Below are 15,601 nucleotides of genomic sequence, written 5' to 3' on the forward strand. Positions count from 1 at the left end.
GCGGGAGAGGCTGCGCGCGCTTGTGGCTAAGCAGTTTCGCGGGCCTGTGCGTTGCCGAGATGCTTGAGGAACACCAGTTGCAGCATGTCGGGGCTCACGGGTTTCAGGATGACGTCGTCCATGCCGGATGCAAAGCACGCATCGCGATCCTGGTCGAGCGCCTGGGTCAGGACGCCGACGATCGGTGTTCGACTGGCCGAACCTGCCTCGACCTCCCTGATCAGCCTGGTTGCCTCGAACCCGTTGAGGCCGGGCAGCGTGATGTCCATCAGCATCAGCTGGGGACGGTATTCGGTCCACATCCTCACCGCCTCATCGCCGGTGGAAGCGATCTTGTAGCTATAGCCGAGGCCTTCGAGGATCTGCGAAAAGACGATCTTGTTGATGGCATTGTCTTCAGCGACCAGAATCTCGCAGCTGTTGTCTTCCGTGCTGATCGAGATCGGCCAGATTTTTTCATCGGGATGTTTCGGCGCGAGCCTCTTGCCGCGCATGTTGCGGTTGAAATACCGGGCAATCCGGAAGGTCAATTCGTTGGCGAGTTGCGCGCCGTCGAGGCAGAGGGCCGCGATATTCTGGCGTTCGGCCAGCTCCATGCCGCGCACGCCGATCTGGTTGTCGATGACGACCAGATCGATTCGAACACCGAGCGAGCTTGCAAAATCGAGAAACGCCGCCTCCTCGCCCTCACTGCGCACCACGCAAGCCTCGAACCCGTATTTGGCAAGCATCTTCAGGGCCGTCGATTCAGCCGCAAGATCGTTGGTAACGAGGAGTATCTTCTGACCGTTGAACGTTTCAGGGGTGAACGTTTCCATGGCGGGCAGTCTGTGCAGGGCTGCCTGCAGCGTCTCGACCGGGACATAGGCCCGCCGATAGCTGCGGTCGCCGGATTCGGTGATGGCGGACGCAAGGCCGAACTCGTCGAAATCGCCGCCGTCGGTCGGCAAATCCTGCATCGTGGCGACGAGAAAATAGCGGCCGGGCTTGCCGATCCGGAGCTTGCGCGTGACGATGTCCCGCTCCATGCCGCTGCGATCGATCTGCCGCTGGCGCGAAATCGACAGGTCACCGGTGTCGATCACATGCTGGTCGCTTTCACCGAACCGCTGGGCGACATCGGTGGAAAACAGGTCGCTGCTCTTGCGCCCGAGGATCTCGTCGGCGGACTTCTGGTATTTGTCGCAGAGCGCCTTGTTGACGGCGACGTAGGTCAGGTCCCTGTCCTTCACGAACAGCGGAAAGGGCAGGTTGTCGAGGATATCCTCGGTGAGCTGAACGCGCTCGAGGTCCGCCCGCCACTGCTCCTCGCGTTTGCGGGTCTCGGAAATATCGGTGATGATGCAGACACCGTAGCCGCTGGAGAGCCGGCGCTTGGTAAAGCGTACCCAGCGATCGGCGCCATGGCGCTCGGTGAATTCGTACCGTTCGCGCCAGTGGGTGGCGATCGTCTGAGACAGCCAGTCCTCGCGGCTGCTCGGAACGGGTCGCTTGCCGGCAATGTCGCGCTGGCGGATACCGGTGTCGAAGACGGCACCGAGGAAGTCGCGCAGTCGGGTTTGCGGCCGCAACAGGTGCTCGGAAATCGGGTAGAAATTCAGAACCTGGCGGCTGGCAAAGAGCAGCGTATCGTTTTTATCGTAGACGAAGAATGCGGACTGCAGCCCCTCGCAAATCGCATCGAAAAGCGCCGTCTGCAGCGTGCCATCGGCAGGCGCATCGTCATTGACGGAGAGCACTGCCTTCTCAAACTCGGCAGTCATTCGTCCGATTCCCCTATGGCATCGATCACTGAGAGGCCCTCAGGCGGGCACGGTCTGGCCGGCGCCGAATTGCGGTAAGCATGCTGGCAAGCTGTTTGAAACAGACGGATGCCGGCCAGTATATGTGACGGTTTCCAGCTGGCCATCACGCGCCGAGATCAGGTGCGATGCACCGCCTGCAATCATTTCAAACAATAACGGAAATCTGCCTTTTTAGTATTAAGGTCCGATTAATGGCGATGCGAACATGTTGCGTCGCGGAATAAGGTGGACGGCGCCCTGAGCGGACAGTTTCTCCTTTCCACGGGGTCAAGAATCCGGGAAAATGCTGCCATGAACATCAAGCAGCTTTCCGAAACCCTGGTGAACCAGATCGCCGCCGGCGAAGTCATCGAGCGGCCGTCGAGTGCGGTCAAGGAACTCATCGAAAACGCACTGGATGCCGGCGCAACGCGTATCGAGATCGCCACTGCCGGTGGCGGCAAGGCACTGCTGCGGGTCAGCGACAACGGCAGCGGCATGGACCGGGACGATCTCGAACTTGCCGTACGCCGACACTGCACCTCGAAGATATCGGATACGCTCGACAACATCCGCACCCTCGGCTTTCGCGGCGAAGCGTTGCCCTCGATCGGCTCGGTGGCGCGCTTGTCGATTTCGAGCCGCAGGGCGGATGGCGCGGACGGCGCCGAAATCGCCGTCGCCGGCGGCAGGCTGCTGCACCTGCGGCCGGCAGCCGCCAATCCCGGTACCATCGTCGAGGTCCGCGACCTCTTTTTCGCAACGCCCGCCCGCCTGAAATTCCTGAAGACGGAACGTGCCGAGGCAGCAGCTATCACCGAAGTCGTGAAGCGGATGGCCATCGCTTTTCCGCATGTGCGCTTCGTGCTCTCGGGCTCCGACCGCTCGACACTGGAGTTTGCCGCAACCGGCGACGACAGGCTGGCGCGCATGGCGCAGGTGCTCGGCGAGGACTTCAAGCACAATGCCATTGCGCTGGATGCCGAGCGCGAGGACGTCGGTCTGAAGGGCTATGCCGGTGTGCCGACCTTCAATCGTGGCAACGCAGCGCATCAGTACGCCTTCGTCAATGGCCGACCGGTGCAGGACAAGCAGATCCTCTCGGCGATCCGCGGCGCCTATGCCGAGACAATTCCGTCGGGGCGCTATCCGGTGGCGGTGCTGTCGATCAGCATCGATCCGGCGCTGGTCGACGTCAACGTCCACCCGGCGAAATCCGATGTGCGGTTCCGCGATCCCGGCCTCGTGCGCGGACTGATCGTCGGGTCCATTCGCGAGGCGTTGTCGCGCGATGGCGACCGGGCCGCAACCACCGGCGCCGACAGCATGCTCCGCTCTTTCCGGGGCGGCGCCCAGGCGGCGTGGCGCCCCTCCCCGCCTTCAACACCGTGGTCACCACAGACTTCGCCATCGCGCCCATACGATGCAACGTTGGTGGCAAGCGGCTTCGGCGAACCGGCGCAGGCAACATTCGAGGACCTATCGGCCCCGGCGGCGCGCGTAGACAGAGGCCATGCCGGCCTCCAGCCGGATGCACCACAGCCACAGCACCGCCTCGGCGCGGCCCGGGCGCAGATCCATGCGAACTACATCGTCGCACAGACGGAAGATGGACTGGTCATCGTCGACCAGCACGCGGCCCATGAACGGCTGGTGTTCGAGGAAATGCGCAAGGCGCTGCATTCCAGGCGCATGCCGTCTCAAGTGCTGCTGATCCCCGAAATCATCGATCTGCCGGAAGAGGATTGCGACCGGCTGATGGTGCATGCCGAAAGCTTCGGCAATCTGGGACTTGCCATCGAGCGCTTCGGACCGGGAGCAATCGCAGTGCGCGAAACGCCGGCGATGCTGGGCGAGGTCGATGCGCAGGGAATGATCCGCCAGCTCGCCGACGAGATTGCCGAATGGGATACGTCATCGCTGCTGGGCGCAAAGCTGGAATATGTCGCGGCGACCATGGCCTGTCATGGCTCGGTGCGTTCCGGACGGCAACTGCGCCCGGAGGAGATGAACGCGCTGTTGCGGCAGATGGAAGCAACGCCCGGATCCGGCCAATGCAACCACGGGCGACCGACCTATATCGAGCTCAAGCTCAGCGATATCGAGCGGCTGTTCGGCCGGAGCTGAAAAAGCTGGAAATATGCCCGCCGCCGCGCTAAGGCAGGCGATGGCAGGAGAACGACGGAAATGAACCTTTTAGAGGGAAGCGGAAACCGCGAAGCGAAGGTGCGCTATCTCGACGGCGACTTCCAGCTGCTGGCGCCCGGCTCCCATGTTATCTGCGCTATGACCGGACAGCGCATTCCGCTCGACGAACTCCGCTACTGGAGCGTTGCCCGCCAGGAACCCTATGCCGACGCCATCGCCTCGTTTGAGGCCGACAAGCGCGCCGGTATCCTGCCCAACCAGCGTCGCTAGCCCTTGGTCCCGGAGGTGCCTGCCGCGAGCCTCCGGCTACGGCAGCCTGCGAGGGCGTTGTCGATGATGAGATCCGCGGCGCGGTGGTCCGAAAAGGTCATCTCGACCTCAATGACAAGGCTCTCGGCAACCAGTTGTTGCGCAGCGCCGGATCTGCCAAGCAAACGCACATAATCCTTCGATGTCGTGACGATCTTCAGGTCGTGGCGTCTTGCCGTGTCGAGAACATCGGTAATTGCCGCATCGCTTAAGTGCTGGTGGTCTCCGAAAGGCCGATGGACGACGATTGTGGCACCGGTGGATTCGACTGTGCGGAAGAACTTCTGCGGGTCAGCGATACCGGCGAAGGCCAGTACGCTCTGGCCGGCCAAACCCTCCTGCCCCCGCACCTTCAGGACGGCGGTGAAAAACGGCTTGCCGGCGCGAGCTGCCATCCGCACCACCGCATCGGCAGCCTTGCCGCTGCCGACCTTGAGCAGCCCGGACGTATGCCGGAGCTGTTCGCCAAGGGGCGCGCGCAACGGTCCTCCGGGTACGATATGTCCATTGCCGATGCCGCTGTTGGCATCGATCACCAGCAGCGCATAATCGATGGCGAGTTGGGCGCTCTGGAAACCGTCGTCCATGATGATGAGATCGGCGCCCTCTTCGACCAGGCGACGGGCTCCTTCGATGCGTCGCCGTGAAATCACCGTCAGGGCTTCGCGCGCAAGAAGCAGCGGCTCATCGCCGACTACCACAGCCGTGTGTTTATCCGGGTCGACGACGGTGATGCCACGCGCCGAGCCGCCATAGCCACGACTGAGGAAGCCGGGTTTCAGCCCCTTTTCCTTTGCCTGACGGGCTAGAGCGAGCGCAGTCGGCGTCTTGCCGGCGCCCCCGACCGTGAAATTGCCGACGCAGATGACTGGAACCGGGACGGAAGCTCGCCGGCCATTGGCCATGCGCTTGCCGGCGATGCGGCCATAGAGGTACGACACCGGCCAAAGCAGGCGCGCGCGCCAATCGGGCTTCGTCCACCAGAATGGCGGTGCTTCCGATACCATGTGATCCCCTGTTCGATTATCGGCAAAGAGATGGCAGTTTGCGCTTGAATGCAAGCGGTTAGCGCGACATCAGGGCGTCGGGCAGAAGCGGCTCGAGCCCCGTGATGTCATCGAGGCAATAGTCTGCCGCGGCGGCAAGGCTTTCCGGCGAACCGGTGCCGGTCAGGACGCCGATGGTGAGCCCGACGCTGGCGTTACGTCCCATGTGGAGATCGTGATTGTTATCGCCGACCATGGCTACATCGCCCGGAGACAGGCCTGTGGCCTCGCAGAAGCCGAGCACCATGCCGGGCTCAGGCTTGACGCCGAACCCGCTGTCATAGCCGGCAATAAAATCGAGGCAGTCGAGAAACCCGAAATGCCGGGCAGTTTCACGTATGGAAGTCTGATTGTCGCTGGAGGCGACGCCAAGACGGTATCCTCTCGCCTTCAGACGGCCGAAGAAGGCGGCGAGATCCGTGACCGGAACGGCAAACTGGGCAGCGCCGGAAAACAGGTCGTCAAGTTGGCGCGTGAGATCGTCGAGGTCGAGGGTCGAACCGGCGGCGACCAGTCCTTCGGCAATCTGGCGGGTGTTGCCGGCTGCGAGCAGGCTGTCTGGAACGACGTGGCCGGACACAGGGTCCATGCCGCAGGCAAGCAACAATCGGTCCGCCAGCGCGGCCTCGCCGCCGGCGGCGATCTGCGCCAGTTGCCGGTTCACCGGCAGCCAGCTCTTGTTGTAGTCGAGCAGCGTGCCGTCCTTGTCAAAAAGGATGCCCCGGATGGTGGCCAGTCGTTCGTCAGTCACCAGGAAGTCCTCAAGCCTGCGCGGCCTTCGGCAGCAGCCGGGCTTTGAGCGTCAGTGGATTGATATAGGGCTCGAGCCCCTTGATCGTCGCCGTCAGGGCGCCGCGCATCTCGTGCACCGCCGTAAAGCCGGCCTCGATCATGGTGGCGCGGGCGGTGTCGTTGGTCAAAAGGTAGTGGACGCCCTTGGCCAGCATTTCTGTGTCGCGAACCATGCGGGCGCTGCCGCTGCGCGCCAGCCTTTGGTAGGACTCGCGAAAATTCTGCACGTGGCCGCCTGTCAGGATCGCACAGCCCATCATTGCCGGCTCGATCGGGTTCTGGCCACCCTTGTTCTCGAAAAGCGAGCGGCCGACGAAAGCCACCTCGGTCATCCGAAGGTAAAGGCCCATTTCGCCGATGGTGTCGCCGAGGAATACATCGACATCGGCGGTCAGCGGATCGTTGCGGGTCCGGCGGGCAACTTTCAGCCCCTGTGCCAGCAGCATCTTCTCGATATCGTCGCAACGTTCGGGATGCCGCGGGACGAGGATCGTCAGCAGATCGTCGCGCGCCTTGAGGGTGCGGTGGACGACGGCGGCAGCATTCTCCTCTCCCTCAAAGGTCGAGACGGCAGCCCAGGTCTTGCGGGTGCCGAGTTGCCGCATGTAATCGGCCAGCACCGCCGCATCATAGGGCGGTGCGTCGGTATCAACCTTGAGGTTGCCGGAGGTGCTCACCTGCAGCGCACCAAGGTCGCGAAAACGCTCCGCATCGACATCCGATTGCGCCAGAACCAGTGCCATATTTTCCAGCAGCGCTGCAGCCAGCGACGGATGGCGCTGCCAGCGGCTGAAGGACTTGTCCGACATGCGGGCATTGACGAGGATCTGCGGGATACGCCGCGCCACGAGTTCACCGATCGTCGTCGGCCAGATCTCGGATTCGGCGATGATGCTGCAATCCGGCTGCCAGTAGTCGAGGAAGCGGGCGACGGCAGGCTTCAGGTCGAGCGGGACATACTGGTGAATGACGTCATTGCCGAGACGCTCGCGGGTCACCTGCGCCGACGTCATTGTACCTGTCGTCAACAGCACGTGGATGTTTCGCTGGCGGATTTCGCGGATCAGCGGCACGACGGCCGAGGTTTCGCCGACGCTTGCGGCATGGAACCAGATCAGAGGACCCTGCGGGCGGTTGGCGCTGGCATAGCCGAAGCGCTCGCCACGCCTTGCCTTGTCTTCCTTGCCGTTGGTCGCACGCAGCGCAAGGTAGGGCGTCATCAGTGGCGAGATCGCGACGCCGCCGAGACGATAGGCTTTCAGCGCCATACGCGCCCTAAAGCTGCTCATCGCAGAAGCCTCCGATCCGTGGTGATCGTCATCAATGCCAAAACCCAAACTGTTGCGACTGGACTAAATAAAGTTTCAGCTCGAAAAGAGCAGTAAAACCAGATGCTTGGCAAATTTATGACCGACCCGCGACAATCACGGCTGTATCAATGGTTTCCGCAATCAGCCTTTGGGAGAGGCCGAATCCTGCGGATCGAGCAGGCGATGCATGTGAACGATGAAATATCGCATATGAGCGTTATCGACAGTCTGCTGAGCCTTGGCCTTCCAGGCCATGTGCGCGCTGGCATAATCGGGGAAAATACCGACGATGTCGAGGCCGCTCAGATCACGGAAATTCACGTCGTTGAGATTTTCGAGCTCGCCGCCGAAAACGAGATGCAGAAGCTGCTTTTTAGCGCTGGAGTCAGTCATATCTGTCTTTCTTTCCTATCGCTCCCCCAACGCTCATCTGAGCGATTTTGGGTGAAAGGTCAACCGTCTCGTCGGGAGGCAAGCTGATGCAGGAATTCCGGCATCAGGGCCTCTCCGGCACCACAAAGTTCGGCATGCTTTACCACAGCCTTGTTGTAGACGAGCAGGTCGCCGGCAAGGTCGACAAGCTGCCCCCCGGCACGCTGCAGGATCAGGTCGGCTGCGGCCAGATCCCAGTCATGGGAATCGCGCTTGACCAATGTACCTTCCAGCCTTCCGTCGGCCACCATGGCGAGGCGGTAGGCAAGCGATGGGATGTGCTTCACGCGCTGCACGGTGCTGCGGAACGCCGCGCCAAAGCCAGCAATCATGTCTTCAGCAGTTGCCAGCCGATGGACATCGCCGGCTCTTGGCTCGGACACCTTGAGTATATTGCCGTTCTTGAGCGCAGGCCCTTCGAGCCCGGCGACATAGAGTTCGCGGAGCGCTGGCGCAAACAGAACGCCGGCAACAGGGCGCCCGTCGGTAACGACGGCGACACTGATGCACCAGATCTCCGAGCCAGCCAGAAACCCGCGCGTCCCGTCGATCGGATCGACGACGAACAACGTGCGGCGCTGGAGGCGATCGGATGCGTCGTCGGTCTCTTCGGAGAGCCAGCCGTAATCCGGCCGGGCCGCCTGCAGCACTCTGGAAAGCACATCGTTGGCGGCATAGTCCGCGGCGCTGACGGGCGATTGCCCACCATTTTTCCACCAGACTTCCGGAGACTGCTGGAAGAAGCCGAGTGCCACTTCGCCGGCCTCCTGGGCCGCCTGGACAATCAGGTCCAGGTCACTTTGCGAGCTGAACGTTGCGCTCTCGGCCATGCTATTGTTCCCGTAACGCCCTAGGGCATTTCAGCGTTTCACGGAAACGCAAAAATGCTCTATCTCTTTGTTTTTATGCACTTCCAAACACAGGCACTTTAGAGGCCGGCCAGCGTCATGCCTTCGATGGCTATGGTCGGCGCTGCGGTGCTGAAGCTCCGGTCGATATCGTTGGCCGGCGTGAAGCGCATGAACATGTCCTTGAGATTGGAGGCAATGGTCACCTCCGACACTGCAAATGTCAGTTCGCCGTTCTCGATCCAGAAACCTGTTGCGCCACGGCTGTATTCGCCAGTGATCATGTTGACGCCCTGGCCGATCAGTTCGGTGACGTAGAACCCGTCCTTGACGCTCTTGATCAGCTCTTCCGGCGACATCTCGCCGGGCTCTAGCGCAAGATTGGTGGACGATGGCGTAACGGTTGTGCCGCCGCGAACGCCACGGCCGTTTGTCGGCATGCCGATTTCCCGGCCGGTCGATGTCGACAGGAACCAGTGCTTGAGCACGCCATCCTCGATCATCACCAGACGCTGGCCGCTGACGCCTTCGCCATCGAAAGGACGCGAGGCGGAGCCGCGGACGATGAGTGGATCGTCGGTGATGGACATTCCGGATTTCAGCACCTGCTGGCCCATCTTGTCGCGCAGGAAGCTCGACTTGCGGGCGACCGAGGAGCCGTTGATGGCGCCGCCGATGTGTCCGACGAAGCTGCGGGCGACGCGGGGGTCGAAGACCACGGTGACATTCTTGCCGGTCGGAACCTGGCGCGGATTGATGCGCTTGACCACCCGCTCTCCGGCGCGGCGGCCGATGTCCTCGGCGGAATCCAGATCGGCAAAGTAGAGACGGCTGTCGAAATCGTAGTCGCGCTCCATGCCCGTGCCTTCGCCGGCGATGACGCTGACGGATCGGCCGAACCGCGAGCCCATGTAGGCACCTTCGAAGCCGCGGGAGGTCACCAGCACCATGCCGCCCATGCCGGCCGATGCGCCGGAGCCGGAGGACTTGCTGACGCCCTTGACGGCAAGCCCTGCCTCCTCCATCGCCAGCGCGGCTTCACGCAGCTGGTCGGTGGAGACTTCGGTCGGGTCGTAGAGATCGAGATCGGGGTAGTTGCGGGCCAGCTTGTCGTCGTCCGCGAGACACGCAAACGGATCTTCCGGAGACACCTTCGCCATGGCAACGGCGCGTTCGGCCAGAACCTGGAGATCGAAACCCGGATTGGCCGAGACGTTGGCGACCCGGTTGCCGACGAAGACACGCAACGAGAAGTCATCGCTCTCGGAGGACTCGGTGCCTTCGACCTTGCCGAGGCGCACACTCACCGATTGCGAGCGGGAACGCACGACGACCGCATCGGCGGCATCGGCACCGGCCTTGCGGGCGAGATCTATCAGTTGGCCGGCGCGGGAAAGTAGTGTTGCGGAATCGATTTCAGAGGACATGAGTTGGCCTTTCCTTCGTCTTCCATTTATTGTGCAGTACCGAAAGCATCAAGGCCGAGCGTGTCGATTCTTGGGGCTCGACAGCATATGCACTGCCTACCTACGGAAAGATACAGACCATGTCAGCCCCCAACGCCTTCTTCACCGAAACGCTGTTGCTGCTCGGCGGTACCGTCGTTACAGCGCCGATCTTCAAGAAGCTTGGATTGGGTACGGTGCTCGGCTACCTGGCGGCCGGCGTCGTCATCGGCCCCGTATTGCATGGCATCAGCGACGGCGAAGCTGTTCTCGGCGTAGCCGAGCTTGGCGTCGTATTCCTGCTGTTCATCATCGGCCTCGAACTGAAGCCGACCAGGCTCTGGCAGATGCGCAGGGATATCTTCGGCCTCGGAAGCGCCCAGGTCATTTTCACCGGCATGGCCCTTACGCTCGCCGCATGGCTTACGGGCATGGTCGACTGGCGCGGCAGTGTCATTGCCGGCTTCGGCCTGGCGCTGTCGTCCACCGCCTTCGCGATGCAGATCCTCGACGACCAGAGCGATATCAATACCCGTTACGGTCAGCGATCCTTCTCGATGCTGCTGTTCCAGGATCTCGCCATCGTGCCGCTGCTGGCACTGATCACTGTGCTCGACGGGCCGAAGCAGGAAGCCCATCCCCTGACCGATCTTGCCATCGCCATAGGCGCGGTAGCCGGCATGATCGTGGTCGGCCGCTACCTGCTGACGCCGCTGTTCCAGGTGATCGGCCGGACCGGCGCCCGCGAGGCGATGATCGCAGCAGCACTGTTCGTCGTGCTGGGCTCGGCCACGCTGATGCAAATGGCGGGGCTGTCGATGGCAATGGGCGCTTTCCTCTCCGGGGTGATGCTGGCAGAATCCTCGTACAGGCACGAGCTGGAGGCGGATATCGAACCGTTTCGCGGCGTGCTGCTGGCGATTTTCTTCATTGCCGTCGGCCTGTCGCTGCAGCTTCAGGTGATTTACGATCACGCATTTTTCATACTCATGGCCGTGCCGGTGTTGCTGGCGGTCAAGGCGCTTGTCATCTATGCCCTCTGCCGGATATCGGGCTCGTCGCATAACGACGCCATCCGCATCGCTCTGCTGCTGCCCCAGGGCGGCGAATTCGGCTTCGTTCTGTTCAGCACAGCCGCGTCCACCGGCGGACTGCTTTCCGACAGCACCGCCTCGTTGCTGATCGCCATCGTCACGCTGTCGATGGCGCTGACGCCCCTTGCCGTGGCGCTCTCGAAGCGACTGATGTCAGGCGATGCGCATGAAGAGATCGACGAGAATTTCGAGGGCGCCGGTGCCGACGTGCTGATGATCGGCTTTTCGCGCTTCGGCCAGATCGCCGCACAGATCCTGCTTGCCGGAGGCCGCGAGGTGACGGTGATCGACTTTTCCGCCGACCGCATCCGGCAGGCGTCGTCCTTCGGTTTTCGCATCTATTTCGGTGATGGAACCCGCAAGGACGTGCTGCGCTCCGCCGGCATAGACCGCGCCAAGATCGTGGTCATCTGCACCCACACGCGGGAAATCACCGACAAGATCGTCGAACTGGTGCAGGCTGAATATTCCCATGCCCGGATTTTCGTGCGCAGCTACGACCGTATCCACTCCATCGCGCTGCGAAAAGCGGGCGTCGATTACGAGCTGCGTGAGACGCTGGAATCAGGTCTGTTGTTCGGCCGGCGGACCCTTGAGGAACTCGGAGTCGGTGAAGCGGAGGCAATGGCGATCCAGGAAGATATTCGCAGGCGCGACGAGCAGCGGCTGATTCTGCAGACGACGGAAGGTCCGCAGGCAGGTGCCGACATGCTGTTTTCGAAGCCGGTCAAGCCGGAACCGCTGATCAAGCCAAAGCGGTCGGTCGAAGTCATCGATGCCAGCGACGATCTGTCGGAGCCAGCGAGTCTCTAGGTCTGGCGTGCGGTCAGGATCTCGTCGAGCGCATATTTCAGCTCGTCCTTGATGCCGACGGACATGGCGAGGATTTCGCGAGCCTTGAGAAAATCCATAACGCCGATACGCCCGACTGCGGGGCACAGGAAGATCTGCGGCGGACGCAGGCGGAGCTTCAGGGCAATCGCCGTCTGCATCATCAACTGGCCGCTGCCGAACAGGCTTTCCATACGGTTCGGCACATGAGTACCGTCACCATCCGGCGCGCCGACAACATCGACGCCGATGACGATATCGGCAAGATCCATCAGATGCTCGTAAGGCACTGGATTGATAATGCCGCCGTCGATCATGACGCGGTCGTTTCGCCGCACGGGCATGAAAACGGCCGGAATGGCGGCGGAAGCGGCCAAGGCCTCTATAAGATCGCCATCTTCGATGACCACCTCGGCCTGGCCATAATAATCGGTAGCGATCACCTTCATCGGAATGCGGAGACCGTCGAAACTATCCGGCACCTGATGCGGCAAAAAAGCCCGCAGCACGCGCTCGAGATCGAACTGCCCGATCTTCAGGCCGCGTACCGACTTCGGCCTGAGACCCCAGATCCGGTTGGCGACAGCCTTCCTGTTGCCGATGCTGGAGAGAGCGTGGTCGCGGATCTCGAGCCCGCTCATGCCAGACGCCATGCCTGCACCCATGATAGCGCCGATCGACGAGCCGGAAATGGCGACCGGCCGGATGCCGAGTTCGTCCAGCGCCTCGATGATGTGGATATGGGCAAGCCCACGTGCACCGCCGCCGCCGAAGGATACGGCCACGGATGGCAGAGACGATCTGTAGGTGTCCATGGTGTCGGTGATCTCATCACCCAGTCTGGTGATCGTATTCATAACTCAAACCGGCTGGTAGCGGAAAAAATGCATCTTGCTGTCACCGAAGGTCCTCACCTCCAGCAACATATAGGCAGGCGGCACATTGACGACGATATCGGCACGCTCTTCGAGGATCGCAAGAGCACCCGGCACTAGCCAGCCGCCATCTGCTGCCGCCGCAAAGGCTTTCTCGCCGAGGCCATGGCCATAAGGTGGATCCGCGAACAGGAAGTCGAACGGCTCGAGATTGCCGACGCTGCCGAGATCGGTGGCGTCGCGGCGCAGCATCCGCGTTCGGCCGTGCAGGCCGAGCGCATCGATATTTTCCCAAAGGAGGCCGCGCCCCTCGACGCTGCTTTCGACAAACAGCACGTGACGGCAGCCGCGCGAGGCACCCTCGAGGCCGACCGCGCCGGTACCGGCGAAGAGGTCCATCATGCGCGTCGCGTCGATCGCCTCGGGATAGGCGTGGCTCAGGATATTGAACAGGCTCTCGCGCGTCCGGTCAGCCGTTGGCCGGATCGCGTTGGACTTGGGCACGGCTAGAGACCGACCGCGAAACTCTCCGCCGACAATCCTCACCGTCCGTTAGCCCCTCTTGCCCTTCGGGCCGCCCCTTGGAGCACCCCCTGCCGGACGACCGCTGCCGGCACCATCGCGTGGCTTGCCGGAAAAGCTCTTTGCACCCGGCTTGCCCGCTGGCTTGCCGCCGAAGGATTTACCGGCTGGCTTGCCTGTATAAGGACGGCCTGCTGGCTTTGCACCGGCCGGCTTGTCGCCATACGAGCGCTCACCGGAGGGACGTTCAGTCCTTGCCGGACGCTCGGACCGCTGGTCGCCATCGAAGGACCGCGTCGGGCGGTCGCTTCTCGGCTTGTCACCAAGGGAACGTTCGCCCTGCGGACGTTCGCTGCGGACAGGACGATCGCCACGCGGAGCGTCGGAGCGGAACGGCTTTGCACGGGGACGATCCTCGCCTTCAGTGCGCGGCCTGCCGGAATAAGGGCGGTCGCCACGAGGACGATCGCTTTGTGGACGATCACCGCGCGGTGGCCGATCGCCGGAGGGACGATCGCTACGAGGGGCATCCGAGCGGCTGTCACTGCGGAAAGAGCTGGTCCGTGGGCGATCCTCGCCCTCGGTACGCGGGCGGCTCGGGCCACGCGGGCGGTCGCCAAACGGCTTATCGGCACGCGGAGCACGATCACCAAATGGCTTGTCGCTGCGGGCCGGACGATCACCGAAGGACTTTGCGCCCTGGGGCCGGTCGCCGCGCGGGGCACGGTCGCCAAACGGTTTGTCGCCGCGTGGCGGACGGTCGCCGCCGGCGCTCTTGCGGCCGAAACCGCCGCCCTTGCCCTTGGCGTCGTCGGAATCGTCAGTGGCGCGGATCCATTCTCCTTCGCTGTCGCTGACGCGACTGACACGGACGCGCGGACCTTCATCCGGGCGCTCGGAGCCGGGGCGCACGCGCGGACCACGGGTCGAAGGGCCATATCGTTCGAGGTTCTTGGCCACCTTTTCGGCTGCCTTCTCGCCAAGAGGACGGGCGCCGGGCGCCATCCAAACATTGGCGCTGCGGCGCGGCGTCGTCATCGGTGCGCGCTTCGGACGGTCGTCGTCCTTGCCACGGGCACCGCCCTTGCTGTCTTCGCGCTTCGTATCGAGATGGCCACGGGCGGGAGCGCGCTTGTCGCTGGACTTTTCGCGCTTGACCCAGTCATCGCGCTGCTGCGGACGGGAGGCGGGCGCTTCGTCGTCGTCAGCTGCGTCGCCACCGCTCACGTTGTAGATCGGCGCATCGAAATTCGCCTTGGCGTCTTCGACGAGGCGCGGACCGAGCTGGTCGCGGAGCGTGCGTCCACGGACTTCTACAGCTTGGCCTTCCGGCAGGTCGCCGAGCTGGAACGGGCCGTAGGAAATGCGGATCAGGCGATTAACCTCGAGGCCGAGAGCGCCGAGGACGTTCTTGATTTCGCGGTTCTTGCCTTCGCGAAGACCCATGGTGATCCAGACGTTGGAGCCCTGCACCTTGTCGAGCGTTGCCTCGATAGAGCCATAGAGCACGCCATCGACGGCGATGCCTTCTTTCAGCTTGTCGAGCGCATCCTGGTCGATCTCGCCGTGGGCGCGGACGCGGTAGCGACGCAGCCAGCCGGTGGTCGGCAATTCCAGCACGCGGGCAAGGCCGCCGTCGTTGGTCAGCAGCAACAAGCCTTCGGTGTTGATGTCGAGGCGGCCGATCGACATGACGCGCGGCAGGTCGTCCGGCAGGTTGTCGAATACGGTATCGCGGCCTTCCGGATCGGCATTGGTGGTCACCAGGCCGGCAGGCTTGTGGTAGAGCCACAGACGGGTGCGCTCGATACCACGGATCGGCACGCCATCGACCTCGATCTTGTCCGTCAGGGTGACGTTGATGACCGGGCTGTCGAGTTGCACGCCGTTCAGCTTGACGCGGCCTTCCATGATCATCCGCTCGATATCGCGGCGGGAGGCGACGCCGACGCGTGCCATCACCTTGGAGATACGCTCGGCGTCATCCGGGATATTCGCCTTGGTCAGCTTCGAAGGCGCGGGTTTTGCAGCGTTGGTGTCTTCGCGCTTCGGCATCGGCTTATCACGAAGAAAGGGCTTGGACCCAGGCCGCTTGGGCTTGTCATTGAATGTCATTTGATGTTTGCCTGAGTTTTTAGACCAAATTGGTCTTTGGCGTGTCCTAT

At 62.6% G+C, this 15,601-nt stretch carries 13 protein-coding genes; 3 read left to right on the forward strand and 10 right to left on the reverse strand.

What is annotated here, in order from left to right:
* Positions 1-26: 26 nt before the first annotated feature.
* Positions 27-1,763, reverse strand: coding sequence for a response regulator (locus J5278_RS15605; RefSeq protein WP_209182942.1), 1,737 nt, complete (start codon positions 1,761-1,763; stop codon positions 27-29).
* A 333-nt stretch (positions 1,764-2,096) separates the two neighbouring features.
* Here J5278_RS15605 and mutL point away from each other — a divergent pair, with 333 nt between their 5' ends.
* A complete protein-coding gene (mutL, locus tag J5278_RS15610) occupies positions 2,097-3,911 on the forward strand; it encodes a DNA mismatch repair endonuclease MutL (RefSeq protein WP_209182941.1) in 1,815 nt (604 codons plus the stop codon).
* Between the two features lie 60 nt (positions 3,912-3,971).
* Positions 3,972-4,202 carry a DUF2093 domain-containing protein gene (locus tag J5278_RS15615; RefSeq protein WP_142824119.1) on the forward strand — a complete coding sequence of 77 codons (231 nt, stop codon included), beginning with the start codon at positions 3,972-3,974 and terminating at the stop codon, positions 4,200-4,202.
* On the opposite strand, the gene lpxK is transcribed toward J5278_RS15615, so the two are convergent.
* From lpxK to J5278_RS15645, 6 genes are all read right to left on the reverse strand, one after another.
* Positions 4,199-5,248 (reverse strand): tetraacyldisaccharide 4'-kinase, encoded by a 1,050-nt coding sequence (lpxK, locus tag J5278_RS15620; RefSeq protein WP_209182940.1) that lies wholly within the window; start codon positions 5,246-5,248, stop codon positions 4,199-4,201. The two genes, J5278_RS15615 and lpxK, sit on opposite strands and share 4 nt — an antisense overlap.
* A gap of 58 nt (positions 5,249-5,306) precedes the next feature.
* Complete coding sequence (locus J5278_RS15625; protein WP_209183017.1) at positions 5,307-6,023, reverse strand: HAD family hydrolase; 717 nt, start codon at positions 6,021-6,023, stop codon at positions 5,307-5,309.
* 25 nt (positions 6,024-6,048) lie between these two features.
* A complete protein-coding gene (gene waaA, locus J5278_RS15630) occupies positions 6,049-7,368 on the reverse strand; it encodes a lipid IV(A) 3-deoxy-D-manno-octulosonic acid transferase (RefSeq protein WP_142824117.1) in 1,320 nt (439 codons plus the stop codon).
* A 162-nt stretch (positions 7,369-7,530) separates the two neighbouring features.
* Positions 7,531-7,782, reverse strand: coding sequence for a DUF4170 domain-containing protein (locus tag J5278_RS15635; RefSeq protein ID WP_111217599.1), 252 nt, complete (start codon positions 7,780-7,782; stop codon positions 7,531-7,533).
* Positions 7,783-7,841: 59 nt separating this feature from the next.
* Complete coding sequence (locus J5278_RS15640; protein WP_209182939.1) at positions 7,842-8,651, reverse strand: 3'(2'),5'-bisphosphate nucleotidase CysQ; 810 nt, start codon at positions 8,649-8,651, stop codon at positions 7,842-7,844.
* 98 nt (positions 8,652-8,749) lie between these two features.
* Positions 8,750-10,096, reverse strand: coding sequence for a TldD/PmbA family protein (locus J5278_RS15645; RefSeq protein WP_209182938.1), 1,347 nt, complete (start codon positions 10,094-10,096; stop codon positions 8,750-8,752).
* Between the two features lie 119 nt (positions 10,097-10,215).
* Between J5278_RS15645 and J5278_RS15650 the strand changes: the two genes are divergently transcribed.
* The gene (locus J5278_RS15650) at positions 10,216-12,021 is read left to right on the forward strand and encodes a monovalent cation:proton antiporter-2 (CPA2) family protein (RefSeq protein ID WP_209182937.1); all 1,806 of its coding nucleotides are present in this window, start codon (positions 10,216-10,218) and stop codon (positions 12,019-12,021) included.
* On the opposite strand, the gene J5278_RS15655 is transcribed toward J5278_RS15650, so the two are convergent.
* From J5278_RS15655 to J5278_RS15665, 3 genes are read right to left on the reverse strand one after another with little or no spacing between them, the layout of a single operon-like run.
* On the reverse strand, positions 12,018-12,896 hold the full coding sequence (locus J5278_RS15655; RefSeq protein ID WP_374108240.1) for a patatin-like phospholipase family protein: 879 nt from the start codon (positions 12,894-12,896) through the stop codon (positions 12,018-12,020). The two genes, J5278_RS15650 and J5278_RS15655, sit on opposite strands and share 4 nt — an antisense overlap.
* A gap of 3 nt (positions 12,897-12,899) precedes the next feature.
* Positions 12,900-13,460: a 16S rRNA (guanine(966)-N(2))-methyltransferase RsmD gene (gene rsmD / locus J5278_RS15660; RefSeq protein ID WP_209182936.1), complete on the reverse strand. Its 561-nt coding sequence runs from the start codon at positions 13,458-13,460 to the stop codon at positions 12,900-12,902.
* A gap of 6 nt (positions 13,461-13,466) precedes the next feature.
* Positions 13,467-15,491 (reverse strand): pseudouridine synthase, encoded by a 2,025-nt coding sequence (locus J5278_RS15665; RefSeq protein ID WP_374108571.1) that lies wholly within the window; start codon positions 15,489-15,491, stop codon positions 13,467-13,469.
* Between the last annotated feature and the right edge of the window lie 110 nt (positions 15,492-15,601).

The sequence above is a fragment of the Rhizobium sp. B21/90 genome (assembly GCF_019355815.1).
GTDB classification, from domain to species: Bacteria; Pseudomonadota; Alphaproteobacteria; order Rhizobiales; family Rhizobiaceae; genus Rhizobium; species Rhizobium rhododendri.

Coding starts and splice junctions, on each gene's coding strand:
- J5278_RS15605 (WP_209182942.1), bottom strand. CDS start 1,763: ATGACTGCCGAGTTTGAGAAGGCAGTGCTCTCCGTCAATGACGATGCG.
- mutL (WP_209182941.1), top strand. CDS start 2,097: ATGAACATCAAGCAGCTTTCCGAAACCCTGGTGAACCAGATCGCCGCC.
- J5278_RS15615 (WP_142824119.1), top strand. CDS start 3,972: ATGAACCTTTTAGAGGGAAGCGGAAACCGCGAAGCGAAGGTGCGCTAT.
- lpxK (WP_209182940.1), bottom strand. CDS start 5,248: ATGGTATCGGAAGCACCGCCATTCTGGTGGACGAAGCCCGATTGGCGC.
- waaA (WP_142824117.1), bottom strand. CDS start 7,368: ATGAGCAGCTTTAGGGCGCGTATGGCGCTGAAAGCCTATCGTCTCGGC.
- J5278_RS15635 (WP_111217599.1), bottom strand. CDS start 7,782: ATGACTGACTCCAGCGCTAAAAAGCAGCTTCTGCATCTCGTTTTCGGC.
- J5278_RS15640 (WP_209182939.1), bottom strand. CDS start 8,651: ATGGCCGAGAGCGCAACGTTCAGCTCGCAAAGTGACCTGGACCTGATT.
- J5278_RS15645 (WP_209182938.1), bottom strand. CDS start 10,096: ATGTCCTCTGAAATCGATTCCGCAACACTACTTTCCCGCGCCGGCCAA.
- J5278_RS15650 (WP_209182937.1), top strand. CDS start 10,216: ATGTCAGCCCCCAACGCCTTCTTCACCGAAACGCTGTTGCTGCTCGGC.
- J5278_RS15655 (WP_374108240.1), bottom strand. CDS start 12,896: ATGAATACGATCACCAGACTGGGTGATGAGATCACCGACACCATGGAC.
- J5278_RS15665 (WP_374108571.1), bottom strand. CDS start 15,491: ATGCCGAAGCGCGAAGACACCAACGCTGCAAAACCCGCGCCTTCGAAG.